This is a genomic window from Mycobacterium timonense (genome assembly GCF_025821985.1).
GTDB classification, from domain to species: Bacteria; Actinomycetota; Actinomycetes; order Mycobacteriales; family Mycobacteriaceae; genus Mycobacterium; species Mycobacterium avium.
In genome coordinates this window covers 42,310-66,454 of record NZ_JACKSY010000046.1, presented here as the reverse complement: position 1 = coordinate 66,454, position 24,145 = coordinate 42,310, and the positions used below count along the sequence as shown (strand labels likewise).

The window sequence follows — 24,145 nt, the reverse complement described above, 5'->3', positions numbered from 1 at the left end:
GGCTTTCGGGTGAGGTCTAATCGACACTGCTGCCGTGCTTGACTTGGGGCCGCGGCGCCCGCAACCGCCGCATCTGCGAGGCCCGACCGGCCGCGTAAAGGCCTAGCTTCCAACGGCTTTCGGTGTTGTTGGGGAACTTGGCGTCGACCATCCTGCTGACCTTGCGGCCCAGGATCAGGCCGTCGATACTCATCACTGCCATCAGCACCAGCATTGCGGGAGAGATGTAGAGCTGCAGTTGCGGGACGCCGAACATGATGAACATCAAGAACAGCGTCGACGGCATGAACAGGCCGAGCAGGTTGCGCCGGGAGTCCACGATGTCGCGCACGTAGCGTCGGACCGGGCCCTGGTCGCGCGGCAGCAGGTAGCCCTCCTCGCCGGCCATCATGCGTTCCCGCCGCTCCGACATGCGGGCGCGATTGGCGGCCTTGTCGGCGCGGCGCTCCTCGCGGCTGAGCTTGGGGCCTGCCAACGTCTTGCGGCGGGCCCGCGCCTCGGAGGCGGTCATCGGTGCGGGTGCGACGGGCCCCTTGCGCGCGTTGCGGCGGGCCTCGCTGCGCTTGGGGGTGGGGCGACCCTTCGGGCCGGTCCGGCGCGGCTCGCGGGACGCGGCGTCCGCGGCGCCAGCAACGTCGGATCCGCCCGACGCGGCGGTCTGCTCGTCGAGGTCTTCGTCCTGGTCCTTCTTTCGGCCCAACAGCTTCACAGGGGCCAGGTTACTTCGCGGCCGGGTCGCGCCGGAATTCGCCTGGAATGCCTTGCTATTAGACCTGCGTTAGTGCCTCAGTTGGCCCTACTCTTACACGTGATGAACGGCTGCCTTTGATGGACGACGGGTCGATGGCCTCGGATGATGCTGCCTCCAGCCTGGCCCCCGGCCGCCTTCAATTACCCGCGATGCAAGTTCTGGTGGCGCCCGACTGTTATGCCGACAGCATGTCGGCGCTGGAGGCGTCCGCCGCGATCGCGACCGGCTGGACGCGGTCGCGTCCCGGCGACCGGTTCATCGTCGCCCCGCAGTCCGACGGCGGTCCCGGTTTCGTCGAGGTACTGGCCAGCCGGCTGGGCGAGACGCGCCGGCTGCGGGTGTCCGGGCCACTGAAAGCCATGGTGGAGGCCGAATGGGTCTTCGATCGGGGGTCGGCGACCGCCTACCTGGAGTGCGCGCAGGCGTGCGGGTTGGCGCTGCTCGGCGGTCCACCCACCCCGGAGACCGCCATGGCGGCCCACAGCAAAGGCGTGGGCCAGCTGATCGCCGAGGCGCTGCGGGTAGGGGCGACCCGGATCGTGGTCGGACTCGGCGGCAGCGCGTGCACCGACGGCGGCCAGGGCATGATCGCCGAACTCGGCGGCCTGGACACCGCCCGCCGGCAACTGGGCAACGTCGAACTGATCGCCGCCTCCGACACCGAATACCCGCTGCTGGGCCCGTGGGGGGCGGCCCGGGTGTTCGGGCCGCAGAAGGGCGCCGACACCGCCACGGTCGCGGCGCTGGAAGTCCGGCTGCAGGCCTGGGCGCTGATCCTGGAGGCGGTCGCCGGGCGCGACGTCAGCGCCGAGCCGGGCGCGGGCGCCGCCGGCGGCATCGGGGCCGGGCTGTTGGCGCTGGGCGGCCGGTGCGAGTCGGGCGCGGCCATCATCGCCGAACACACCCGGCTGTCCGACGACCTGGACACGGCGGAGTTGATCGTCACCGGCGAGGGCCGATTCGACGAGCAGTCGCTGCACGGCAAGGTGGTGGGTTTCCTCGCCGACGCGGCCCGGCCGCGCGGGATTCCGGTGATCGTGCTGGCCGGCCAGGTCGATCTGGACACCGCGACCGTGCGCTCGGCGGGCATCATGGCCGCGCTGTCGATGGCCGAACACGCCGGATCGGCGCGGCTGGCCCAGGCCGACGCCGCCAATCAGCTGATGGGTCTGGCCTCGGTTGCGGCGGCGCGACTCGGGAATAGCGGTCCGTCAAGGTACCGTTGAAGCAGTGGACTTTCGCCCAAGTCCGGGTCGCAGTGCGCACGCCGGCGATACCGGGCCCGATCGAAGCCACCCAACGATGAGGCATGTAGGAGAAGCAATGACGGTGCAAAACGAGTCGAACGCCAAGACCCACGGCGTGATCCTGACCGAGGCCGCCGCCACCAAGGCAAAGTCCCTGCTGGACCAGGAGGGCCGGGACGACCTGGCGCTGCGCATCGCGGTCCAGCCGGGTGGGTGCGCTGGGCTGCGCTACAACCTCTTCTTCGACGACCGGTCGCTGGACGGCGACCTGACCGCGGAGTTCGGGGGTGTGACGCTGACGGTGGACCGGATGAGCGCGCCCTATGTCGAGGGCGCGTCCATCGATTTCGTGGACACCATCGAAAAGCAGGGGTTCACCATCGACAACCCCAACGCCACCGGCTCCTGCGCCTGCGGCGACTCGTTCAACTAGACCCTTCGGCTGATCGCGAAGGCCCTCTAGTACGAGCCGCCGGTGCGCAGCACGTACGAGCACACCATGATCTGGCCGCGCTGGAACAGCAGCTGGGCGATGCCCTGCACCTGCCCGCGCGCCGGGCCGCCGCTCACCGGGGACACCCGCATGCTGAACAACGCCTGCGCCTGGTACTGCGACAGGTAGACGATCTTGTCGATCGAGGTCACCTGCACCTCGGAGAACTGTTTGCGGAACGCGTCGCTGCTGAGCTTGGCCAGCGCCTGGTCGGACCGCTTGTCCTGGACGCCGTCGTAGAGGCCGCACAGGGCGTTGCGGGCGATCTCGTCGATGTCGCGATGCTCGAGCGCGTCCAGATAGCCCTGGATCGCCGTTTTGGCCGCGCCCTCGGAGAACGTCGCCCCGGTGTTGGCGCCGTTGGTGCGCACCCCGTACACGATGGCCACCGTCATCACCGCGACCAGCGCAACGGCCAGCGCCAGGCCGACGATCAGCCGCCGCTTGGATCGCCGCGGCGGGTACGGCGCGGGCGCGGGTGGGGGACCGGCATAATTGGCTGAACCGGGTGGCGCCTGCGGGGCCGCGGCGTAGCCGGTATCGCCGGCGTTGGGGTGGTCCGGGAACTCGAGTGGCTGGGATTCGCTTGGGGGAGTTGGTCCTTGGCCGCCGACGGTGTGGTTCGGCGAGTGCGGACCTGCCATCGTGGTTCTCCTACGGTGGTGACGGGACTGCGAGCGGGTTCGGCCCGTCGAGTTGCTGAGCCGTTCCCAAAGTCGTTCCTAAGGGAGGCTAGCGCAGACCATGCACCGACCGTGCACGCAGCGACGGTCGAAACACCTGAGTAAGCTAGATAACCTTACTAACGAAGGATGGAGATTTCGTGACGATCGCGGTGACAGGGTCGATTGCAACCGACAATCTGATGCGCTTCCCCGGCCGGTTTTCCGAACACCTGCTGGCCGAGCACCTGCAGAAGGTGTCCCTCAGCTTCTTGGTCGACGACCTGGTGATTCACCGCGGCGGCGTGGCCGGCAACATCGCCTTCGCGATCGGGGTGCTGGGCGGCGACGTCGCGCTGGTCGGCGCGGCCGGCGACGACTTCGGCGAGTACCGCGACTGGCTGCAGCGCCACGGCGTCAACTGCGACCACGTGCTGATCTCGCAGACCGCGCACACCGCCCGGTTCGTGTGCACCACCGACCAGGACATGGCCCAGATCGCCTCCTTCTATCCGGGCGCCATGTCGGAGGCCCGCAACATCAAGCTCGCCGACCTGGTGTCGTCGCTGGGCAAGCCGGAGCTGGTGATCATCGGCGCCAACGACCCGGAGGCGATGGTGGTGCACACCGAGGAGTGCCGCAAGCTGGGCCTGCCGTTCGCCGCCGACCCGTCCCAGCAGCTGCCCCGGCTGTCCGGCGAAGAGATCGACAAGCTGGTCGACGGCGCCGCCTACCTGTTCACCAACGACTACGAGTGGGAGCTGCTGCTGTCCAAGACCGGCTGGTCGGAGGCGGACGTGCAGCAGAAGGTCGGGCTGCGGGTGACCACGCTGGGCGCCAAGGGTGTCGACATCGTCGAGCGCGACGGCACCACCACCCGCGTCGGCGTGGTGCCCGAGACCAGCCAAACCGACCCCACCGGCGTGGGCGACGCATTCCGGGCCGGGTTCCTGACCGGGCGCAGCGCCGGGCTGAACCTGGAACGCTCGGCGCAGCTGGGCTCGCTGGTCGCCGTGCTGGTGCTGGAATCCACCGGAACCCAGGAGTGGTCCTGGGACCACGAGGTCGCCAAGAGCCGGCTGGCCGGCGCGTACGGCGAGGACGCGGCCGCCGAGATCGCCGCGGTGCTGGCCTGACGTTTTGCCGAGCAGACGCGCTCAGAGCTGCACCGGGTACACCGGCTCGCCGATCTGCGGCACCACGCTGTGCTCGACGAAGATGGCGTGCCAGAGCATGAAGATCAGCACCGTCCACAGCCGGCGGCTGTGATCGCTGACGCCGTTGCGGTGCTCGTCGAGCATCCGGCGCACGGCGCCCAGGTCCACCAGGTGACCGGCCTGAGACGACGCCACCATCGAGTAGGCCCACTCCAGCAGCTCGCCGGCGCGCAGCCAATGCCGGATCGGGACCGGGAAGCCGAGCTTGGGCCGGTGCAGCACGTGCGCCGGGACGATCGGCTCCAGCGCCCGCCGCAACGCGTACTTCGTGGTGGTGCGGGTGATCTTGGCCTCCACCGGCAACCGGGACGCCACGGCGAACACCTCGGGATCCAGGAACGGCACCCGCAGCTCCAGCGAGTTGGCCATCGTCATCTTGTCGGCCTTGACCAGGATGTCCCCGCGCAGCCAGGTGAACAGGTCGATGTGCTGCATGCGCGCCACCGGGTCCCAGCCGATCGACTGCGCGTACAGTGCGGCGGTGACGTCGGTGTGCGTCCATTCCGCGCGGAAGCCGGGCAGCACGTCGCGCAGCTGCGCATCGGAGAAGCTGCGGGCGTTGCCGTAATAGCGCTCCTCGAGCGTCAGCGACCCGCGGTGCAGCAGGCTCTTGCCGCGCATCCCGTCCGGCAGCGGCTTGGACACCTTGCCCATCGAGCGCCGCACCGGCCGCGGCAGGTAGTCGAAAGGCCGCAGCGACAACGGCTCCCGATAGATCGTGTAGCCGCCGAACAGCTCGTCGGCGCCCTCCCCGGACAGCACCACCTTGACGTGCTTGCGGGCCTCCCGGGCGACGAAGAACAACGGCACCAGCGCCGGGTCGGCCACCGGCTCGTCGAGGTACCAGACGATCTCGGGCAGGGCGGCGACGAACTCGTCGGGGTGCACCACCTTGGCGATGTGCCGGGCGCCGATCGCCTCCGCCGAGGCCACCGCGACGTCGATCTCGGAGAATCCCTCGCGCTCGAAACCGGTGGTGAAGGTGATCAGCCGCGGGTTGTGCCGGATGGCCAGCGCCGCGATGGCGGTCGAGTCGATGCCGCCGGACAGAAACGCCCCGACGGTGACGTCGGCGCGCATGTGTTTGGCCACCGAATCTTCGAGCACCGCGGTGATCTCGTCGTAGCGGGCCTGTTCGGTGTCGCGGGTGATGGGCACGGCGGCGAACCGGGGCACGAAGTAGCGGGTGATGTCGGGCGCCGCGCCGGGCCGGATCCGGGCATAACAGCCCGATTCCAGCCGTCGCACCCCGCGGTGCAGCGTCTCGGGCTCCGGCACGTACTGCAGGACGGTGTAGTGCTGCACCGCGCGCTCATCGATCGCGGTGTCGAACCCGATCAACTCGGCCAGCTCCAGCAGGCACTTCTTCTCGCTGGCCACCGCGGTGCCGCCGGTGCCGGTCGCCACGAACAGCGGTTTGATGCCGAAAGGGTCACGGGCACAGAACAATTCGCGGGTGACGGTGTCCCACAACGCAAACGCGAACATGCCGCGCAGCCGGGTCAATACATCGGTGCCCCAGTGGTGGAAGCCGGCGACGATGGCCTCGCCGTCCCCGTCGGTGGCGAACACCGCGCCGTGGTGGGCGGCCAGCTCGTCGCGCAGCTCCAGGTAGTTGTAGATCTCGCCGTTGAACACCAGCTCGTAGCGGTCCGGCGTCTCGGGCGGGCCCCAGCGCAGCGGCTGGTGCGAATGGGCGATGTCGATGATCGACAGCCGGTTGAAGCCGAACACGACGGAGCCGTCGGCGCCGGCCCAGGTGCCCGGCTCGTCGGGCCCGCGGTGGCGCATCAGGTGCGAGGCGCGCGCGATCGCGTCGTCGGCGCCGACGGCACCGGCTCGGGCGGCGACGAACGCCAGCAGACCACACACGGCGCCTCAGTATGCCGCACGTCCAACGCGGGGACCGACTGGCGGGCCGGGGTTTCGTCGCCCGGTTCAGACGCGTGGTCTACGCTGCGTAGTATTCGATATCCGAGCAGGAGGCGCCGACGTGACCCCTCGCGAGCAGGACCGTTCGCAACCTTTGTCGCAGGGTAGGTTTCCGGGCCGCGTCGGGCGCAGGGTGCTGCGGCCGTTGGCGCTGGCCGTGACGCTGGGTGTGCTGGCGATCGTGCTGAGCGGATGCAGCAGCTGGGCCGACGCGCTGGCGCTGGGCTGGCCGAAGGGCATCACCCCGCAGGCCCACCTCAACCGGGAGCTGTGGATCGGCGCCGTGATCGCCTCGCTGGTGGTCGGGGCCATCGTGTACGGGCTGATCTTCTGGGCGTCGGCGTTCCACCGCAAGAAGGTGACCGACACCGAGCTGCCCCGCCAGTTCGGCTACAACATGCCGTTGGAGCTGGTGCTGACGGTGACGCCGTTCCTCATCATCTCGGTGCTGTTCTACTTCACCGTGGTGGTGCAGGAGAAGATGCTGCACATCGCCAAGGACCCCGAGGTGGTGGTCGACGTCACGGCCTTCCAGTGGAACTGGAAGTTCGGGTATCAGAAGGTCAACTTCAAAGACGGCACGCTGACCTACGACGGCGCCGACCCGGAGCGCAAGAAGGCGATGGTGTCCAAGCCGGAAGGCAAGGACGCGCACGGCGAGGAGCGGGTCGGGGCCGTCCGCGGGCTGAACACCTCGGACCGCACCTATCTGAACTTCGACAAGGTCGAGACGCTGGGCTCCAGCGACGAAATCCCGGTGCTGGTGCTGCCCACCGGCAAGCGCATCGAATTCGACCTGGCGTCCGCGGACGTGGTGCACACCTTCTGGGTGCCCGAGTTCCTGTTCAAGCGCGACGTCATCCCCAACGCCGAGGCGAACAACTCGATCCACGTGTTCCAGGTCGAGGAGATCAACTCGCCCGGGGCGTTCGTCGGCCACTGCGCCGAGTTCTGCGGCACCTATCACTCGATGATGAACTTCGAGGTCCGTGTGGTGTCGCCCAACGACTTCAAGGCCTACCTGCAGCAGCGGATGGACGGCAAGAGCAACGCCGAGGCGCTGCAGGCGATTGGTCAGTCTCCGGTGGCGGTGACCACGCACCCGTTCGACTCCAAGCGCGGTCAGTTGGCCGGAAGCCAGTAGGTTAGGACACCACATGCATATCGAAGCCAGGCTGTTCGAGTTCATCGCCGGGTTCTTCTTTCTGACCGCACTGCTCTACGGCGTGCTGACCGCGCTGTTCGCCACCGGCGGCGAGGAGTGGGCGGGGACCACCGCGCTGGCGCTGACGGGCGGCCTGGCGCTCATCGTGGCCACCTTCTTCCGCTTCGTGGCCCGCCGCATCGACACCCGCCCCGAGGACTACGAGGGCGCCGAGATCAGCGACGGAGCAGGCGAATTGGGCTTCTTCAGCCCGCACAGCTGGTGGCCGATCCTGATCGCGCTGTCGGGTTCGGTGGCCGCGGTGGGCATCGCGCTGTGGTTGCCCTGGCTGATCGTGGCCGGGGTGATGTTCATCCTGTCGTCGGTCGCCGGGCTGGTCTTCGAGTACTACCTGGGTCCTGAGAAGCACTGATTCGCGGCATAAAGGTCACAATCCGATCACGTGATCGGCTGCGCAGTTCGCCACGGCGTCTCTGCCCCTTTGCGGTTGGGTAGTGTTTTGCCCAGGCAAATGGGAAGTTTCCCGGCGCGCCCGCAATGAAGTGACCGCGGAGTTTTACGCGCAGGCGATGCAGTTCGAACAGGGTAGGCAAAGGCAGAGATGAGCGGGTCTAGACCCCCGGGATGGGAACCTGAGGAACCCGATCCTGCTGCCGACCCGATCGACCACCAGCCGGATCCCGGCGGCCCGCCCGTCGACGAGTTCCCGGGTGAGGACTTCCCGGCCGGGGGAGATCACGAGGACGCGGTCGAACCCTTCGACGACAGCGTCGAATTCGACGCGGCCGACCAGACGGGTCAGACCGACGCCTACTCGCGGGCCTATTCGGCCCCGGAGTCCGAGCATTTCACCAGCGGCCCCTACGTGCCGGCCGATCTGCGCCTGTACGACTACGACGACTACGACGAACCGGCCGAGCTGGACGAGGAACACGGCACCGCCCGCTGGCCGTGGGTGGTCGGGGTGGCGGCCATCGTGGCCGCCATCGCGCTGGTGGTGTCGGTGTCGCTGCTGTTCGCCCGGACCGACACCACCAAGCTGGCCAACCCGAACACCACCACCGCGTCCACGCCGCCGCTGCAGGACGAGATCACCACCACCAAACCGTCGCCGCCCCCACCGCCCCCGCCGCCGCCACCCACGACCGAACCGCCGCCCCCGACTGCAACGGAGACCCAGACTGTGACGGTGACGCCCTCTCCGGCACCGCCGCCCCCGCCCGCGCCCGCCCCGGCCCCGCCGCCGGCCACCTCGACGGCCGCGGCCCCGCCGCCGCCCACCACCCCGACGGGTCCGCGCCAGGTCACCTACTCGGTGACCGGCACCAAGGCCCCGGGCGACATCATCTCGGTGACCTACGTGGACGCGTCCGGCCGGCGGCGCACGCAGCACAACGTGTACATCCCGTGGTCGATGACGGTCACCCCGATCTCGCAGTCGGATGTGGGCTCGGTCGAGGCGTCCAGCTTGTTCCGGGTCAGCAGGCTCAACTGCTCGATCACCACCAGCGACGGAACGGTGCTCTCGTCGAACAGCAACGACGCGCCGCAGACGAGCTGCTGATGGTCAGCAGATATTCGGCATATCGGCGTGGGCTGGGCGACGACACCATCTCGCCCGAGGTCATCGACCGCATCCTGATCGGTGCCTGCGCCGCGATCTACCTGGCGTTGTTGGGCGTCAGCGTGGCGGCCTGCGTTGCGCTAGCGGACCTGGGCAGGGGATTTCACAAGGCGGCCAGCAGCCCGCACACCACCTGGGTGCTGTACGCCGTCATCATCGTCTCCGCGCTGATCATCGCGGGGGCCATCCCGATCCTGTTGCGGGCCCGCCGGATGTCGCAGGCCGAGCCGACGGCCCGGGCGATGACGGCGCCGGCACGACCCCCGGTGCGGCTGGGCGCCGGCGTCGCGCGGCCCGCGACCGAGCGGGCGCGGCACACGCCGGCGACGACCCCGGACGTGGGGTGGTCGGGCGAGGCGGTCGATCGAATCTGGTTGCGCGGCACCGTCATATTGACCGGCACCATGGGCGCGGCGCTGATCGCGGTCGCGACGGCGACCTATCTGATGGCGGTCGGTCACGACGGATCGTCCTGGGTGGGCTACGGATTCGCCGGGGTGATCACCGCGGCGATGCCGGTGGTCGAGTGGCTGCACATCCGCCAGCTCCGCGAGGCGGTCGCCGAGCAGTAACCGCCGTCGCGGCCCGGCCCCGGGCCACCTCGGCGATCCGGTCGGCCGCGGGTGGCGTAGCGTCGAGCGCGAGCGGTTTCGTTGTCAGCGGTGCGCTACCGCGCTGCACCCACCGGCAATGCGATTCCTCCCTTCGCCCGCCCGCGAAGGATGCCGACCGGGAAGGGCGCCGCACGTGGGTTCCGCAGCAAGACGCCGACGCGCCGATCCCGTCCGGCTGTCGGTGGGGTGCGAACTGGGCCGCGCCATCGACGGCGCCTGGTGGCCCCGCGCCGACCGCATCACCAACGAATTGCCCGAGCTGGTCGCGGTGCTCACCCCGCTGCTCGGTCAGATCGGCGCGATCAACGTCAACTGGCCGCCGCTGCAGCGACCGCCGGACTTCAACTGGCCGGGCTGGGAACGCAAGCGCCAGCACGTGATGACGCTGATCGGGGGAGACGCGCGGATCAACCTGCTGATCATCCCGTACGCGACCTACAGCGCGCTGGCGCGGATGGTGTTGCGCTGCGCAGCCGGGCTGCCCGTCGAGCCCCGGGACCGGGGCAAGCCGGCGTTCCTGACGGCCGGCTCGATCCTGCGGGCCGCCGAGCAACAACGCGTCGACAGCTCGCCCTGAGGCTCACCGGGCCTCAGGGCGCGCTGCCGCGTCGCTAGTGCTGGCCGTCCTCGCCGTTGGTCGAGCCCACGATGCTGTCCTGATGTTCGCGCAGGGCGGTCAGGGCACGCTGCTCGGAGGCGTGCGCGGCCTCCCGCAGGGCCGCGTCCTCGGACGGCGGGTCGGCGTACAGGAAGCTGCCGATGCCGGGCGACCCGGCCGAGCCCAGCTTGTTCATCTTCTTGGGCAGCGGGGCGCCCTGGTACTCCAGCGGCAGCGGGTGACCGTGCTCGTCGACCGGGCCCAGCGGCTGGTGCAGCTCGATGTAGGCGCCGTGCGGCAACCGTTTGATGATGCCGGTCTCGATGCCGTGCTCGAGCACCGCGCGGTCGCTGCGCTGCAGCCCGATGCACCACCGGTAGGTGACGAAGTACACGATCGGCGGAACGATCACCATGCCGATGCGGCCGATCCACGTCGTCGCGTTCAGCGAGATGTCGAACTTCAGCGCGATGATGTCGTTCATCGCGCTTAGCGTGAGCACCATGTAGAAGGCGATCGCCATGGCGCCGATCGACGTGCGCACCGGCACGTCGCGCGGCCGCTGCAGCAGGTTGTGGTGCGCGTAGTCACCGCTGAACCGCTTCTCCAGGAACGGGTAGATGATCAGCAGCACGAACACCGCGCCCATGATCAGCGCCACCCACACCACCGCCGGAATGGTGTGGTGCCAGAAGTAGAACTCCCACGGCGGCCAGATACGCGCCAGGCCCTCGGTCCACATCATGTAGAAGTCCGGCTGCGAGCCGGCCGAGACGTGAGATGGCTTGTAGGGGCCCAGGTTCCAGATCGGGTTGATCTGCAGCAGACCACCCATCAGGCCCAGCACGCCGACGATGGCGGCGAAGAACGCGCCGGACTTGACCGCGAACACCGGCATCACCCGCACCCCGACCACGTTGTGCTCGGTGCGACCCGGGCCGGGGAACTGGGTGTGCTTCTGGAACCACACCATGGCCAGGTGCAGCCCGATCAGCGCCAGGATGATGCCGGGCAGCAGCAGGATGTGCAGGGCGTACATCCGCGGGATGATGTAACCCGCTGCGGCGCACTCACTTCCGACACCGCCGCAGGGGAAGTCACCACCGAACAGGGCCCAGTGCAACCAGGTCCCGATCACCGGCATGCCCAACGTGATCGAGGACAGGGCGGCGCGCAACCCGATGCCCGACAACAGGTCGTCGGGCAGCGAGTAGCCGAAGTAGCCCTCGAACATGGCCAGGATCAACAACAGTGAGCCGATCACCCAGTTGGCCTCGCGCGGCCGCCGGAAGGCGCCGGTGAAGAAGATGCGGGCCAGGTGCACCATGATCGCGGCGGAGAAGATCAGCGCGGCCCAGTGGTGGACCTGACGCACGAACAGCCCGCCGCGCACCTCGAAGGAGATGTCCAGGGCCGACGCGAAGGCCTTCGACATCTCCACGCCGCGCAACGGTTGGTAGACGCCGTTGTAGGTGACCTCGGCCATGGACGGGTCGAAGAACAGCGTCAGGTACACCCCGGTGAGCAGCAGCACGATGAAGCTGTACATCGCGATCTCGCCCAGCAGGAACGACCAGTGGGTGGGGAAGACCTTGTTGAGCTGTCTGCGGACGGCCGCCGACGGGTGGTAGCGCGTGTCGATGTCCTCGCCTTGACGGGCCAGGACGTCGCCGATCTTCGGGGGACTCAATTTCGGACTCATGTTGTCGTCCTCTCCCAGAATGCCGGTCCGACGGGTTCGACGAAGTCACCGTTGGCGACCAGATACCCGTTGGTGTCGATGGTGATCGGCAGTTGCGCCAACGCCCGCGCGGCCGGCCCGAAGATCGGCTTGGCGAAATGCAGCGCGTCGAACTGCGACTGGTGGCAGGGGCACAGGATCCGGTAGGACTGCTCCTCGTACAGCGATGCGGGGCAACCCAGATGTGAGCACACCTTGGTGTAGGCGAAGAACTCGCCGAAGTTGAAGCTCTCCTGGCCCTGCCGCTTGACCACGCGGGGCATGTCGGTGGGCCGAATCCTGATGAGCATCACCGGGTTTCGCACACCCTGGTTGATCGCCCGCAGCTTCTCCTGCGATTCCGGGGTGGTGCCGTCGCCGTCGGACTCGCGCCACGGGAACACGGTTTCCATGCCGCCGGCGTCGAGGTCCTCGGGCCGCATCTTGACGAACGGCGCCCCGGTGTAGGTGCCGGTGGCGCGGGCCAGGTAGATGGTCTCGCCCGGGTAGCGCGGGGTCCAGCCCGACGTCCACAGCACGGCCTTCTTCCCGTTGGCGGTGGGCACCACCGGCTTCCACGGGTTCTTGATCAGGCCCCCGGCAAATGCGACCAAGGTGGACAGGCCGAACGCGCCCAGGCCCACGCCCAGCGACAGCCCGACCATCTTGCGCCGCCCGATGGTGGACCCGTTGTAGGCGTCGGCCAGGTTCGCCACCACCGTCTTGCGGTCGATCTCGCGGGAGGCGCCGTCGTGCCGCTCCTGGATCGAAATCTCTTCGGGGATAAAGCGTTTCTGGTACAGGATGGTGCCGATCCCGATCGACAGGATGGACATCCCGAAGGTCAGGCCGTACAGCGGGGTGGCCAAGTCGTACAGGAAGCTGCCGGCGGCCTCCTTGGGCTTGTACTCCCACGGCCAGAACAGGAAGATCAGCAGCAGCGCCAGCCCGAAGCCGCCGCCCAGCAAAAGCCACAGGGCGACGCCACGCTCGGCGCGCTTCTCGGCCTTGGTGCCCTCGACCGGCCACCGGGGTTCCTTGAACACCGTTTCGACGCCGTCGAGCTTGCCGCCCAGCGTCACCAGCTCCTGCTGCGACATTGCGGCCAGCGCCGCTTCGTCGGGCTCGTTGGGCGCCCCGGCTCCCTTGTCGGTGTCAGAGCCGCGAACGTCGCCGTCGCTCATTTTGCGCCGCTCCTCCTCTTCGGTTCGGCCCCTTCGCCGTTGCGCGGCTGGGGGAGACCCCACTGCATCGTCCCGGTGCGGCTCATGCGCGTGCCCCGATCCACAGCGCCAGCCCGATGGCGGCCACCATGCCGATGATCCAGGCCGCCATGCCCTCGGGGGCGGGGCCGAACCCGCCCAGGCCGTAGCCGCCCGGCTGGCGCTCCTCGGTCACCGCCTTGATGTAGCCGATGATGTCCTTCTTGGCCTCGAACGACAGCTGGCGGTCGGAGAACTTCGGCATGTTCTGCGGACCGGTCCGCATCGCCGCCAGGATCTGCTGCTCGTTGGCGGGCTCGAGGTCCGGCGCGTACTTGCCGGACGACAGCGCCCCGCCCTTGCCGGTGAAGTTGTGGCACGACGAGCAGTTCAGCCGGAACAGGTCGCCGCCGCGGCCCAGGTCCTCGCCGCGCAGCGAGCGCATCGCCAGGCTGCCATCCGGGTTGCGCACCGTGGTGGGGCCGCCGCCGTTGGCCTGCACGTAGGCGCCCAGCGCGTCGGTCTGCGCCTCGTCGAACACCGGCTCCTTGCGGGGCGCCTGCGCCTCGCCCGTCATCGCGGGCATCCGGCCGGTGGACACCTGGAAGTAGACGGCCTCCTCACCGACACCGATCAGGCTCGGCCCGCGGTCGGGCACGCCCTGCAGGTTGGCGCCGTGGCAGGACACGCACGACGTGTCGAACAACTGCTTGCCGGTGCGCAGCAGCGCCGAGTTCGACTCGTCGGCGACGGCGACCTGCGGCCGCGGCGTCAGGATGGCGGCCAGTCCGCCGGCGATGGTCAGCGCGATCAGCAACAGCAGGCCGCCGGACAATCGGCGGCGCAGCCGCCGTCGCGAACGGTCGGTTCGGGTGGACCGCAGCTTCTTCAACCGAGCACTCCTGTTCGTCCAGCGTCCGCTCATCGGATGAAATAGATCACGGTGAACAGCGCGATCCACACGATGTCGACGAAATGCCAGTAGTACGAGACGACGATGCTGGCCGTCGCCTGCGCCGGGGTGAACTTGCTCATCGCGGTGCGGGCCAGCAGGAAGATGAAGGCGACCAACCCGCCGGTCACGTGCAGACCGTGGAACCCGGTGGCCAGATAGAACACGCTGCCGTAGGCGCTGCCCGGGATGGTCGTGCCGTGGCCCATCAGGTGGTAGTACTCGTAGCCCTGCCCGAGCACGAAGAACAGGCCCATCAAGAAGGTGATCACATACCAGCGACGCAGCCCGAACACGTCGCCGCGCTCGGCCGCGAACACCCCCATCTGGCAGGTGAACGACGACGCGATCAGCACCAAGGTCACCGGCACGGCCTGATACAGGTTGAGCTCGGTCGGCGGCGGCGGCCACTTGCCGCCCGACTGGGCGCGGGCGGTGAAGTACATCGCGAACAGGCCAGCAAAGAACATCAGCTCGCTGGAAAGCCAGACGATCGTGCCGACACTGACCATGTTGGGCCGATTCAGCGAATGAACCCGCGACGTAATTGCAGTACCTGAGGTCCCGACAGCGCTGGTCACATCCGCAAGTATGACGCTTTGTAGTTGTTGAACTCCACCCGGGTCTGGAATTTCGCGATTTGTGGCGGGGCGCGTCACGGCCGGGCGACGACCGGGCCCTTCGCGGCGAGGTTGGGGCCGGTGTGCCCGGCGTGGGACCATCGGCGCGTGGCGTTGTCATCTGAGTCGTCTGCGGCTTCCGCGGCCCGGCGGCCCTCCGGTGGGCCGGCGACGTCGTGGCGCCAGGTGCTGGCCCGGCTGACCGGCGGTGACGACCTGGCCCGCGGACAGGCGGCCTGGGCCATGGACCAGATCATGACCGGCGAGGCGAGCCCGGCCCAGATCGCGGCCTTCGCGGTGGCGATGCAGGTGAAGGTCCCCACCTCGGCCGAGGTCATCGAGCTGGCCGAGGTGATGCTGAACCACGCCCTGCCGTTCCCGGCCGGCGCGATCCGCGACGACACCGTCGACATCGTCGGCACCGGCGGCGACGGCGTCAACACCGTCAACCTGTCCACGATGGCGGCGATCGTGGCCGCGGCCGCGGGGGTGCCGGTGGTCAAACACGGCAACCGCGCGGCGTCGTCGCTCTCGGGCGGCGCGGACACGCTCGAGGAGCTCGGGGTGCGGATCGACCTGGGCCCCGAGCAGGTCGCGCGCAGTGTCGCCGAAGTCGGCATCGGCTTCTGCTTCGCGCCGCTGTTCCACCCGTCCTACCGGCATACCTCGGCGGTGCGCCGCGAGATCGGCGTGCCGACGGTGTTCAATCTGCTTGGGCCGCTTACCAATCCGGCTCGACCGCGGGCCGGATTGATCGGCTGCGCGTTCGCCGAGCTGGCCGAGGTGATGGCCGGGGTGTTCGCCGCCCGGCGCTCCAGTGTGCTGGTGGTGCACGGCGACGACGGGCTCGACGAGTTGACCACCACGACGACCAGCACCATCTGGCGGGTGCAGGCCGGCACGGTGGACCGGTTGACGTTCGATCCGGCCGGGTTCGGATTCCCGCGGGCCGAGCTCGACGATCTGTTGGGCGGTGACGCGCAGACCAATGCCGCGGAGGTGCGGGCGGTGCTGGCCGGCGGCCAGGGCCCGGTGCGCGACGCCGTCGTCCTCAACGCCGCAGGCGCGATCGTGGCGCACGCCGGGTTATCCAGCCGCGCCGAATGGTTGCCGGCCTGGGAGGACGGGCTGGCCCGCGCCAGCGCCGCCATCGACTCCGGCGCGGCCGAACAGCTGCTCGCGCGTTGGGTGCGGTTCGGTCAGCAGCTCTGACGCCCGCAGGGCCTGCTCGCTTGCCAGCCGGGCCGAGCGCGCCGCCGCCGCCCACGCCGCCCAGGCCCCGGCCGAGCGCAGCGGGGAGGCCCAGCCCGCCGCGTCCTGGGTGCCCTCCACCCGGACGATGCGCACCCCCGGGGCCTCCAGCCAGCGCGCGATCAGCGCCGTCTCCTCGACCAGCGCGCCGCCCAGCGGCCCCGGCTCGGGCCAAATCGCTTGCGCCGCAGCGGTGATCGCGTCAACCACCGGCATCGGCGGCACCCCGCGCCGGGCGTTGCCCGCCGCGGCGAGCCGGCCGTAGCGGACGACGGCCAGCTGATAGCCGCCCTGCCCGTCGGGCGCGGCGGCAACCAGCTCCGGCAACGAGGCCAGGGCCCGCAGCCGCTGGCCGCGCCACAGCGTCTCGACCGCGGTGGCGGTGCGGTCGCGCAGCCGGGCGGCGCTTTCGAAGTGACGCCGCTCGGCCAGCGCAGCGACCTGGTCCACCGCGGCGGCCAGGGCGCTGTTGTCGGCGCCGTCGATCAACGCCGCGACCCGCGCCACCGCGGCCGCGTATTGGGTGGCCGTGACGCCGCGGGCGGCCGGGCACGGCGCCACCTCCGCCTCCGGGCACAGCGGCCCGTGCAACGCCGCCCGGCCCAGCCGGTTGGTGCAGGTGCGCAGCCCGGCGAACCGGGCCAGCAGCTCGGCGGTGTCGGCGGCGTCGGCGCGGGCCCGGAACGGCCCGACGGCCCGGTCGTGCCGCGGCGCCCGGACCACCGCGAGCCGGGGGAACGCCTCGTCGGTGAGCGCCACCCACCACCACCGCTGGGGGAAGCGGGACCGCCGGTTGTAGGGCGGGGCGTGGGCGGCCAGCAGCCGCAGCTCGCGCACCGCGGCCTCGAGCGCGTGCGCGCACTCGACGTGGTCGACCGCGCCGGCCAGCGCGACCATCTCCTTCATCCGGCCGCGCGGATCGGCGCCGGTGAAGTACTGGGCGACCCGGCGTCGCAGGTCGACGGCGGTGCCGATGTAGAGCACCTCGCCCGACGGCCCGCGGAACAGGTACACCCCCGGCCGGCGCGGCAACCCCTCGGCCAGCACCCGTTTGCGGCGCTGGGCGGGCGTCACGTCGGGCAGGTAGCCGCGCAGGTCGGCGTAGGTGTGCACGCCCTGGTTGCCGACCCGCTCGATGAGGGCGTGCAGCACGTCGACGGTGGCCCGGGCGTCGTCGAGGGCGCGGTGGGTGGGTTGGGTGGTCACGGCGAACAGCCGGGCCAGCGAGGCCAGCCGCACGCTGGGGGCCTCCTCGCGGCTGAGCACCCGGCGGGCCAACCGGACCGTGCACAGCACCCGCGGTCGCGGCCAGGCGATGTCACACTGCTGCGCGGCGGCGCGCAGGAACCCGACATCGAAACCGGCGTTGTGGGCGACCAGCACCGCCCCGCGGTCCAAGCCGGCGAACTCGAGGAACATCGGCAGCACCGCGTCGATGACCGGCGCGTCCGACACCATCGCCGTGGTGATGCCGGTCAGTCGCATGATCTGGGGCGGGATGCTGCGCTGCGGGTCGACCAGGGTGGCGAACTCGCCGAGCACCACGCCGCCGCGCACCTTGACCGCCCCGATCTCGGTGATGGCGTCGGGCGCGGTTCCCCCGGTGCTGGTGCTGCGTCCGCTGGTGGTTTCCAGGTCGACCACCACGAAGGTGGTGTCGCGCAGCGGGACCTCGTCGGGGCCGAACGCCGGTCCCACGTCGGCGAAGCTCAGCTGAGTCGCACCGTCGGAGGCCACGGTGGTGACGGTAGGCAGCACGACCGACACCCGGGCGGCTGCCACGCCGGTCCGGGCGGTCGGGGTCGGCGGTCGATGTCGGTGGCCGCCGTTACCGTTCGGTCAGCCCGGCGCGATGTGCGCCGGCCCGCTCCGCGGAGCCAGACCGAGAGGACGGACCGATGGCATCGAGAACTGGACCCACCGACAGGGGTGCGAAGGCGGGCGCGGCGCCGGCGGCGACGCCGGAGCCGGGGGCGCCGGTGGTGATCGACTGCGACGACTGCGCGGCGCGCGGACCCGGATGTCGCGACTGCGTGGTCAGCGTGATACTCGGGGTCCCGGATACCTTATTGCAGGACGAGCGAGCGGCATTGGAGGTTTTGGCCGATGCCGGCCTGGCACCACGGCTGCGGCTGGTCCCGATTCGTCGGGATCGCGGGACTGGTGTAGCCTAAATGCCTTGTCCGCCAAAGGCCCTCGGCTCAGGCGGAATGGCCCACATCAAAATGACAGAATTCTTTCTAATTTCTTAACCGCCCGCTTTGGACAAACGCCGATATCGTTTCGTAACCTGTTTGAGACCTAAACCCGCTCGACGACCGCGATTCGTCGATGGCCGTTTAAGGAAGCAAATCTTGAGGCTTGACTCTAGGTACCCGGTTGCGCGTGCCCTGACACGTTCGGCCCTGGGGACGCTAGCTGGCTTCGCGATCCTGTTCGGTATCGTCACCGCGCCCGCGTGTGCCGACCCGGCCGAAGACGCCATGGCGAAACTCAACGAGCTGTCCCGTCAGGCCGAGCAGACCACCGAGGCCATGCACAGCGCCCAGCTCGACCTGAACGAGAAGCTGGCCGCCCAGCGCGCCGCGGAGAAGAAGCACGACGACGACCAGGCCGCGGTGGACGCGGCGAAGGCGCACCTGGCGTCCTACCAGAACGCGGTCAACAACCTGGCCGCCGCGACCTACATGGGCGGTCGCGTCGACGGCATGGAAGCCATCCTGACCGCCGGGTCGCCGCAGGGGCTGATCGACAAGCTGGCCGTGCAGCGGCTGATGTCCACGCAGATGGCCAGCCAGATGAAGAGCTACCGGATCGCCGGCGAGCAGGCCGCCAAGGCCGAGCGCGAGTCGGCGAAGTCGGCCGCCGACGCCAAGAGCGCCGCCGAGCAGGCCGCCGCGGTGCGAGCGAGCTTGCAGTCCAAGCAAAGTCAGCTGCAGGTGCAGATCGCGGTGGTCAAGTCGCAGTACATGTCGTTGACGGCCGACCAGCGCACCGCGCTGGCCAACCCCGGACCGGCCGTCCCGGCCGCCGCGACGGCACCCGGTGCGCCGGCGCCCGAAGCGGCGCCGCCCGGCACGCCCCCGGGCGGGCCGGGGCCGGGTGAGGCTCCGCCTCCCGGCGGCGCACCGGGCATGGCTCCCGGCGGCGGGGGAGTCGGCGGCGGCGACCGCGCCACCGTCGTGCAGGCCGCGCTGACCCAGGTCGGTTCACCCTATGTCTGGGGTGGTGCCGCACCCGGTGGGTTCGACTGCTCGGGCCTGGTGATGTGGGCGTTCCAGCAGGCCGGCATCTCGTTGCCGCACTCCAGCCAGGCGTTGGCCCATGGCGGACAACCGGTTTCGCTGTCGGACCTGCAACCCGGCGACGTGCTGACCTTCTACTCCGACGCCTCACACGCCGGCATCTACATCGGCGACGGCATGATGATCCATTCCTCCACCTACGGTGTGCCGGTGCGGGTGGTGCCGATGAACTCCTCCGGCCCGATCTACGACGCCCGCCGTTACTAGACGCCCGCGGCTCGCGGCCCTGCTGGCCTGGGTGTTCGTCGTCGAACTCGTGGTGGCCGCGGCGGTGCCGTTCGACGCCGAACGTGACGGCCGGACCCGTCCCGCCCAGCTGGTCAGCCCCGTGCGCAGCCAATTCAGCGCGTCGAGCAGGTCGCTGGTCGTCGGCGATCGCACCGTCCGGCTGCTGGGTCTGGGCGGCCCGGCCAGTGACCGGTTGCTGGCCCGGGTGGCCGCGGGCATGGGCGCGGCGATCACCGCCGTGGAGGCGTTCTGGGGCGCCGACTGGAGCCGGGAGATCTCGGTGGTGGCCGCCGGCACCGACGAGGAATTCCGCGCCGCCGCCGGCGGGGGCCCGGCGACGCAGTGGGCCGACATCGCGGCCGTCACCGTCTCCGACCGGGTCGATCCGGTGCGCCGGATCGCGTCCGGCCAGCGCATCGTGTTCGCCCCGGGTGCCGCCAACATGAGCCCGGCGTCGTTGCGAATCGTGTTGGCGCACGAGCTTTTTCACTACGCGTCGCGCGCGGACACGGTTGCCGACGCGCCCCGCTGGCTCACCGAAGGGGTCGCCGACTTCGTCGGTCGGCCGCCGGCGCCGGTGCCCGCCGATGCGTTGCTGCCGCTGACGCTGCCGTCGGACACCGACCTGGACGTGCCGGGGCCGCAGCGTTCGTCGGCCTACGACCGCGCCTGGTGGTTCGCCCGGTTCGTGGCCGACAGCTACGGACCGCCGAAACTGCGCGAGCTGTACCTGGCCACCTGCGGCCTGCGGCGCGCCGATCTGGCCACCGCGGCCCAAGAGGTGCTGGGGACCAGCCCGGCCGGCCTGCTCACCCGCTGGCATCAGTGGCTTACCCACTAGGGGCCGGCCCGCGGGGCCGCCAGGCTAGCCTGACCCAGTGAGTCGGGTCCTGCTGGTAACCAACGACTTTCCGCCCCGCCCGGGCGGCATCCAGTCCTACCTCGGCGAATTCGTCGGGCGGCTGGCCGCCGCCGGCTCGCATGAGCTGACGGTGTATGCACCGCACTGGAAGGGCGCGCAGGCTCACGACGAGGCCGTCGGCTACCGGGTGGTGCGCCACCCGGGCACACTGATGCTGCCCGGGCCCGCGGTCGACGCCCGGATGCGGCGGCTGATCGCCGAGCACGGCATCGACACCGTGTGGTTCGGCGCCGCCGCCCCGCTGGCGCTGCTGGCCCAACGCGCCCGCGCCGCCGGGGCCCGCCGGGTGCTGGCCAGCACGCACGGCCACGAAGTGGGGTGGTCGATGCTTCCGGTGGCGCGCTCGGTGCTGCGCCGCATCGGCGAACAGACCGACGTCGTCACCTTCGTCAGCCGCTACACCCGGTCCCGGTTCGCGCCGGCGTTCGGGCCCAGGGCGCGGCTGGAATACCTGCCGTCCGGCGTGGACACCGACCGGTTCCGGCCCGATCCGGCCGGCCGCGCGCGGCTGCGGGAGCGCTACGGGTTGGGCGAGCGGCCCACCGTGGTGTGCGTGTCCCGGCTGGTGCCGCGCAAGGGCCAGGACATGCTCATCCGGGCGATGCCCTCGATCGTGCAACGGGTCGACGGCGCCGCGCTGGTCATCGTCGGGGGCGGCCCCCACCTGCAATCGCTGCGCGCCCTGGCCCGCGACTGCGGGGTGGCCGCGCAGGTGACCTTCACCGGGGGGATACCGGCCGCCGAGCTGCCCACCCATCACGCGCTGGCCGACGTGTTCGCCATGCCGTGCCGCACCCGCGGCGCCGGCCTGGACGTCGAGGGGCTGGGCATCGTCTACCTGGAGGCCTCGGCCAGCGGTGTCCCGGTGATCGCCGGCAGGTCCGGGGGAGCACCGGAAACGGTGCAGCACAACAAGACCGGGCTGGTGGTGGACGGCCGCTCGGTGACCGAGATCGCCGACGCCGTCACCGAATTGCTCAGCGACCCGGACCGGGCCGCCGCGATGGGCGCGGCCGGCCGCCAGTGGGTGACCAGCAAGTGGCGCTGGGACACCCTGGCCGCCCGGCTGGCCGGGCTGCTGGGCGACTAGCGGCGGCCAGCGGGCCGGGCGCCGCGGCCGTCACGCGGGGCCTCGAGCGTCACGCGGCGCGCCAGCGTCACGCCAGCGTGACGCTCGCGCGCCGGCGCCACGCCAGCGTGACGCTCGGCGGCGGAGAGCCGTCAGGGCCGTCAGTCCTTGGCGTAGATGGCCTCGATGTCGGAGGCGAACTTCTCGGCCACCACGTTGCGCTTGACCTTCATCGTCGGGGTCAGCTCGCCCGTGTCCTCGGTGAAATCGACCGGCAGGATGCGGAACTTGCGGATCGATTCGGCATGCGACACAGCCTGATTGGCGTCCTTGATGGCGGCGTCCACCTCGGCGACCAGATCGGGGTCGGTGGTCAGATCGGCCACCGACGCCCCGGCGCCCTTGTGGTTGCGCTGCTTCCAGCCGCCGAACGCCTCGGGGTCGATGGTGATCAACGCGCCGATGAACGGCTTGTTGTCGCCGACCACCATCGCCTGACTGATCAGCGGGTGCGCCCGCAGCCGGTCCTCGAGCACGGCGGGGGCGACGTTCTTGCCGCCCGCGGTGACGATGAGCTCCTTCTTGCGCCCGACGATCTTCAAGAACCCGTCGTCGTCGAGCACACCCAGGTCGCCGGTCTTGAACCAGCCGTCGGTGAAGGCGTCGGCGGTGGCCTGCTCGTTGCGCCAGTAACCGCTGAACACCACGCCGCCGCGCACCAACAGCTCGCCGTCCTCGGCGATGCGCATGCTGTTGCCCGGCAACAACGTTCCCACAGTGCCGATCTTGACGTTGCCGACCTGGTTGACGGTGATCGCCGAGCTGGTCTCGGTCAGGCCGTAGCCCTCGTGGATGGTCAGGCCCACGCCGCGGAAGAAGTGCCCGAGCCGCGAGCCCAGCGGTGCGCCCCCCGACACCGACGCGTGGCAGTCGCCGCCCAGCGCCGCCCGCAGCTTGTGGTACACCAGCCGGTCGAACAACGCGTGCTTGGCCCGCAGCAGCGGACCCCGCCGGCCGCGGTCGGCCGCCTCGCTCCAGTCGACGGCGGTCTGCACGGCCATCGCGAAGATGCGGCCCTTGCCGTCGTTGGCGGCGTTTTGCTCGGCGGTGTTGTAAACCTTCTCGAACACCCGCGGCACCGACACCACCACGGTCGGCTTGAACACGGCGAACATCGGCAGCAGGTTCTTGATGTCGCTGGTGAATCCCACGGTCACCTTGTTGGCGAACGCGGACAGGGTCAGCGAGCGGGCCAGCACGTGGGCCAGCGGCAAAAAGATCAGCAGCCGCTGCCCCTCGTCGAGCAGCGTCGGCAGGCTCTCCTTGGCGCCGCGGGTCTCGTAGAGCAGGTTGGAATGGGTCAGCTGGCAGCCCTTGGGCCGCCCGGTGGTGCCCGAGGTGTAGATCAGGGTGGCCGGATCCTGGGCGCGCAGCCCGTCCAGACGCGCGGTCAGCTCGGCCGGTTCCACCCCTGCGGCCGCCTCGGCCAGCTGGTCGAGGGCCTTGGGGCCGGAGCCGTCGATGTGCAGCACCCGGCGCAGGGCGGGCAGCTCGGCGGTCAGCTCGGTGACCATCGCCGCGTGCTCGTCGGTCTCGGCGAACGCCAGCACCGCCTCGGAGTCCTGCAGCACCCAGCGCACCTGCTCGGCCGAGGACGTCTCGTAGATCGGCACGGTGACCGCGCCCACCGCCAAGATCGCCAGGTCGAGGATCGCCCATTCGTAGCGGGTGGCCGAGAAGATCGACACCCGGTCGCCGGCCTGTACCCCCAGTGAAATCAAACCCAATGCGGCCGAACGGATCTGAGCCGCCGCCTCGGCGCAGGTGACGTCGGTCCACTCCCCGTCGACTTGGCGTTGGTAGATGACGAAGTTCGGATCGTCGCGCTCGTGCTCGAAGACCATCGTCGCGATGTTCTCGTTTTCGCCGACGGAGAAGCGGGCGGGGACGCTGTACTCACGCACTCTGATGACCTCAATCGACCTCGTGACGTTTCCCGGGAGCCGGGTTGCTGCCGACCAGCCTAATCCGCGCATCCACCCAGCACGGCGACGGTGGGTGAGGGCGGGACCCGATTGCCCCTGCCTGCCCTGGGCCCGGCGCCGCCGGGCGGTGTGTGAAGCTGTGGTCATGCACAGCATCCAGATCGCGGACGAGACGTTCGTCGCGGCCGACGGCGCCCGGGTGGGCGCCGCGGTCGCCGACCGGGCGAGCTGGCGGCGCTGGTGGCCGGACCTGAGCCTGCAGGTCGTCGAGGACCGCGGCGACAAGGGCATCCGGTGGTCGGTCACCGGCGCGCTCACCGGCACCATGGAGGTCTGGCTGGAGCCGCTGAAGGAAGGGCTGGACGGCGTCGTGCTGCACTACTTCCTGCACGCCGAGCCGACCGGGGTGGCCGCCTGGCAGCTGGCCAAGCTGAACCTGGCGAAAATGACGCACCGACGCCGGGTGGCGGGCAAGAAAATGGCCTTCGAGGTCAAGACGACACTGGAACGGTCGCGACCGGTCGGAGTTTCTCCGGTAGTTTAGCCGGGTCAGGTCCGCGCGGAGAGTACCGTGTCGGACCGAGACCC

22 protein-coding genes and 1 pseudogene are annotated in these 24,145 nt (G+C 70.0%); 14 read left to right on the top strand and 9 right to left on the bottom strand.

All coding sequences use genetic code 11. The features are described from left to right. Positions 1-16: 16 nt before the first annotated feature. The gene (locus H7I87_RS12955) at positions 17-709 is read right to left on the bottom strand and encodes a DUF3043 domain-containing protein (RefSeq protein WP_009976511.1); all 693 of its coding nucleotides are present in this window, start codon (positions 707-709) and stop codon (positions 17-19) included. A 191-nt stretch (positions 710-900) separates the two neighbouring features. Between H7I87_RS12955 and H7I87_RS12950 the strand changes: the two genes are divergently transcribed. Further along, complete coding sequence (locus H7I87_RS12950) at positions 901-1,977, top strand: glycerate kinase family protein (protein WP_003878146.1); 1,077 nt, start codon at positions 901-903, stop codon at positions 1,975-1,977. A gap of 97 nt (positions 1,978-2,074) precedes the next feature. After that, the gene (locus tag H7I87_RS12945; RefSeq protein ID WP_003872274.1) at positions 2,075-2,431 is read left to right on the top strand and encodes a HesB/IscA family protein; all 357 of its coding nucleotides are present in this window, start codon (positions 2,075-2,077) and stop codon (positions 2,429-2,431) included. 26 nt (positions 2,432-2,457) lie between these two features. Here the strand turns inward: H7I87_RS12945 and H7I87_RS12940 are convergent, their stop codons facing one another. Next, positions 2,458-3,135, bottom strand: a complete 678-nt coding sequence (locus H7I87_RS12940) for an Rv0361 family membrane protein (RefSeq protein WP_003872273.1) — start codon at positions 3,133-3,135, stop codon at positions 2,458-2,460. A 179-nt stretch (positions 3,136-3,314) separates the two neighbouring features. Here H7I87_RS12940 and H7I87_RS12935 point away from each other — a divergent pair, with 179 nt between their 5' ends. Beyond that, positions 3,315-4,289 carry a carbohydrate kinase family protein gene (locus H7I87_RS12935; RefSeq protein WP_009976513.1) on the top strand — a complete coding sequence of 325 codons (975 nt, stop codon included), beginning with the start codon at positions 3,315-3,317 and terminating at the stop codon, positions 4,287-4,289. Between the two features lie 21 nt (positions 4,290-4,310). On the opposite strand, the gene asnB is transcribed toward H7I87_RS12935, so the two are convergent. Further along, on the bottom strand, positions 4,311-6,242 hold the full coding sequence (asnB, locus tag H7I87_RS12930; RefSeq protein WP_033713328.1) for an asparagine synthase (glutamine-hydrolyzing): 1,932 nt from the start codon (positions 6,240-6,242) through the stop codon (positions 4,311-4,313). 121 nt (positions 6,243-6,363) lie between these two features. Between asnB and ctaC the strand changes: the two genes are divergently transcribed. The 5 genes from ctaC (at position 6,364) to H7I87_RS12905 (ending at position 10,282) form a co-directional block, all read left to right on the top strand. Then, on the top strand, positions 6,364-7,446 hold the full coding sequence (ctaC, locus tag H7I87_RS12925; protein ID WP_033713329.1) for an aa3-type cytochrome oxidase subunit II: 1,083 nt from the start codon (positions 6,364-6,366) through the stop codon (positions 7,444-7,446). A 13-nt stretch (positions 7,447-7,459) separates the two neighbouring features. After that, positions 7,460-7,879, top strand: a complete 420-nt coding sequence (locus H7I87_RS12920) for a cytochrome c oxidase subunit 4 (protein WP_003872269.1) — start codon at positions 7,460-7,462, stop codon at positions 7,877-7,879. 189 nt (positions 7,880-8,068) lie between these two features. Next, complete coding sequence (locus H7I87_RS12915; RefSeq protein ID WP_033713330.1) at positions 8,069-9,031, top strand: MmpS family transport accessory protein; 963 nt, start codon at positions 8,069-8,071, stop codon at positions 9,029-9,031. Continuing rightward, on the top strand, positions 9,031-9,663 hold the full coding sequence (locus H7I87_RS12910) for a DUF2561 family protein (RefSeq protein WP_033713331.1): 633 nt from the start codon (positions 9,031-9,033) through the stop codon (positions 9,661-9,663). The genes H7I87_RS12915 and H7I87_RS12910 overlap by 1 nt, the downstream gene beginning before the upstream one ends. 175 nt (positions 9,664-9,838) lie before the next feature. Continuing rightward, complete coding sequence (locus H7I87_RS12905) at positions 9,839-10,282, top strand: DUF5994 family protein (RefSeq protein ID WP_033713332.1); 444 nt, start codon at positions 9,839-9,841, stop codon at positions 10,280-10,282. Positions 10,283-10,316: 34 nt separating this feature from the next. Here the strand turns inward: H7I87_RS12905 and qcrB are convergent, their stop codons facing one another. The 4 genes from qcrB to ctaE form a co-directional block, all read right to left on the bottom strand. Continuing rightward, on the bottom strand, positions 10,317-12,005 hold the full coding sequence (gene qcrB / locus H7I87_RS12900) for a cytochrome bc1 complex cytochrome b subunit (RefSeq protein WP_033713334.1): 1,689 nt from the start codon (positions 12,003-12,005) through the stop codon (positions 10,317-10,319). Continuing rightward, complete coding sequence (qcrA, locus tag H7I87_RS12895; protein WP_009976520.1) at positions 12,002-13,207, bottom strand: cytochrome bc1 complex Rieske iron-sulfur subunit; 1,206 nt, start codon at positions 13,205-13,207, stop codon at positions 12,002-12,004. Before qcrA ends, qcrB begins: the two co-directional genes overlap by 4 nt. Before the next feature lie 82 nt (positions 13,208-13,289). After that, positions 13,290-14,117, bottom strand: a complete 828-nt coding sequence (gene qcrC / locus H7I87_RS12890; RefSeq protein ID WP_003872263.1) for a cytochrome bc1 complex diheme cytochrome c subunit — start codon at positions 14,115-14,117, stop codon at positions 13,290-13,292. Positions 14,118-14,146: 29 nt separating this feature from the next. Next, a complete protein-coding gene (gene ctaE, locus H7I87_RS12885; protein WP_023861629.1) occupies positions 14,147-14,758 on the bottom strand; it encodes an aa3-type cytochrome oxidase subunit III in 612 nt (203 codons plus the stop codon). Positions 14,759-14,905: 147 nt separating this feature from the next. On the opposite strand from ctaE, the gene trpD reads away from it, so the two are divergent. Beyond that, positions 14,906-16,009: an anthranilate phosphoribosyltransferase gene (trpD, locus tag H7I87_RS12880; RefSeq protein ID WP_031344124.1), complete on the top strand. Its 1,104-nt coding sequence runs from the start codon at positions 14,906-14,908 to the stop codon at positions 16,007-16,009. Here the strand turns inward: trpD and H7I87_RS12875 are convergent. Continuing rightward, positions 15,947-17,785: pseudogene (locus H7I87_RS12875) on the bottom strand (DEDD exonuclease domain-containing protein); the annotation flags it as partial. The gene trpD and the pseudogene H7I87_RS12875 sit on opposite strands and share 63 nt — an antisense overlap. A 161-nt stretch (positions 17,786-17,946) precedes the next feature. Here H7I87_RS12875 and H7I87_RS12870 point away from each other — a divergent pair. From H7I87_RS12870 to pimB, 4 genes are all read left to right on the top strand, one after another. Continuing rightward, positions 17,947-18,222, top strand: a complete 276-nt coding sequence (locus H7I87_RS12870) for a hypothetical protein (protein WP_224125792.1) — start codon at positions 17,947-17,949, stop codon at positions 18,220-18,222. Between the two features lie 180 nt (positions 18,223-18,402). Next, positions 18,403-19,560 carry a peptidoglycan hydrolase RipC gene (ripC, locus tag H7I87_RS12865; protein WP_063967026.1) on the top strand — a complete coding sequence of 386 codons (1,158 nt, stop codon included), beginning with the start codon at positions 18,403-18,405 and terminating at the stop codon, positions 19,558-19,560. Between the two features lie 31 nt (positions 19,561-19,591). After that, complete coding sequence (locus H7I87_RS12860) at positions 19,592-20,422, top strand: hypothetical protein (RefSeq protein ID WP_003878136.1); 831 nt, start codon at positions 19,592-19,594, stop codon at positions 20,420-20,422. Between the two features lie 37 nt (positions 20,423-20,459). Continuing rightward, positions 20,460-21,593: a GDP-mannose-dependent alpha-(1-6)-phosphatidylinositol monomannoside mannosyltransferase gene (gene pimB / locus H7I87_RS12855; RefSeq protein WP_033726849.1), complete on the top strand. Its 1,134-nt coding sequence runs from the start codon at positions 20,460-20,462 to the stop codon at positions 21,591-21,593. Positions 21,594-21,733: 140 nt separating this feature from the next. On the opposite strand, the gene H7I87_RS12850 is transcribed toward pimB, so the two are convergent. Then, entirely contained in the window at positions 21,734-23,536 is a 1,803-nt protein-coding gene (locus H7I87_RS12850; protein WP_023869045.1) for an AMP-dependent synthetase/ligase, read from the bottom strand. Positions 23,537-23,702: 166 nt separating this feature from the next. Here H7I87_RS12850 and H7I87_RS12845 point away from each other — a divergent pair, with 166 nt between their 5' ends. Further along, positions 23,703-24,101 carry a hypothetical protein gene (locus H7I87_RS12845; RefSeq protein WP_033719805.1) on the top strand — a complete coding sequence of 133 codons (399 nt, stop codon included), beginning with the start codon at positions 23,703-23,705 and terminating at the stop codon, positions 24,099-24,101. Positions 24,102-24,145 lie beyond the last annotated feature (44 nt).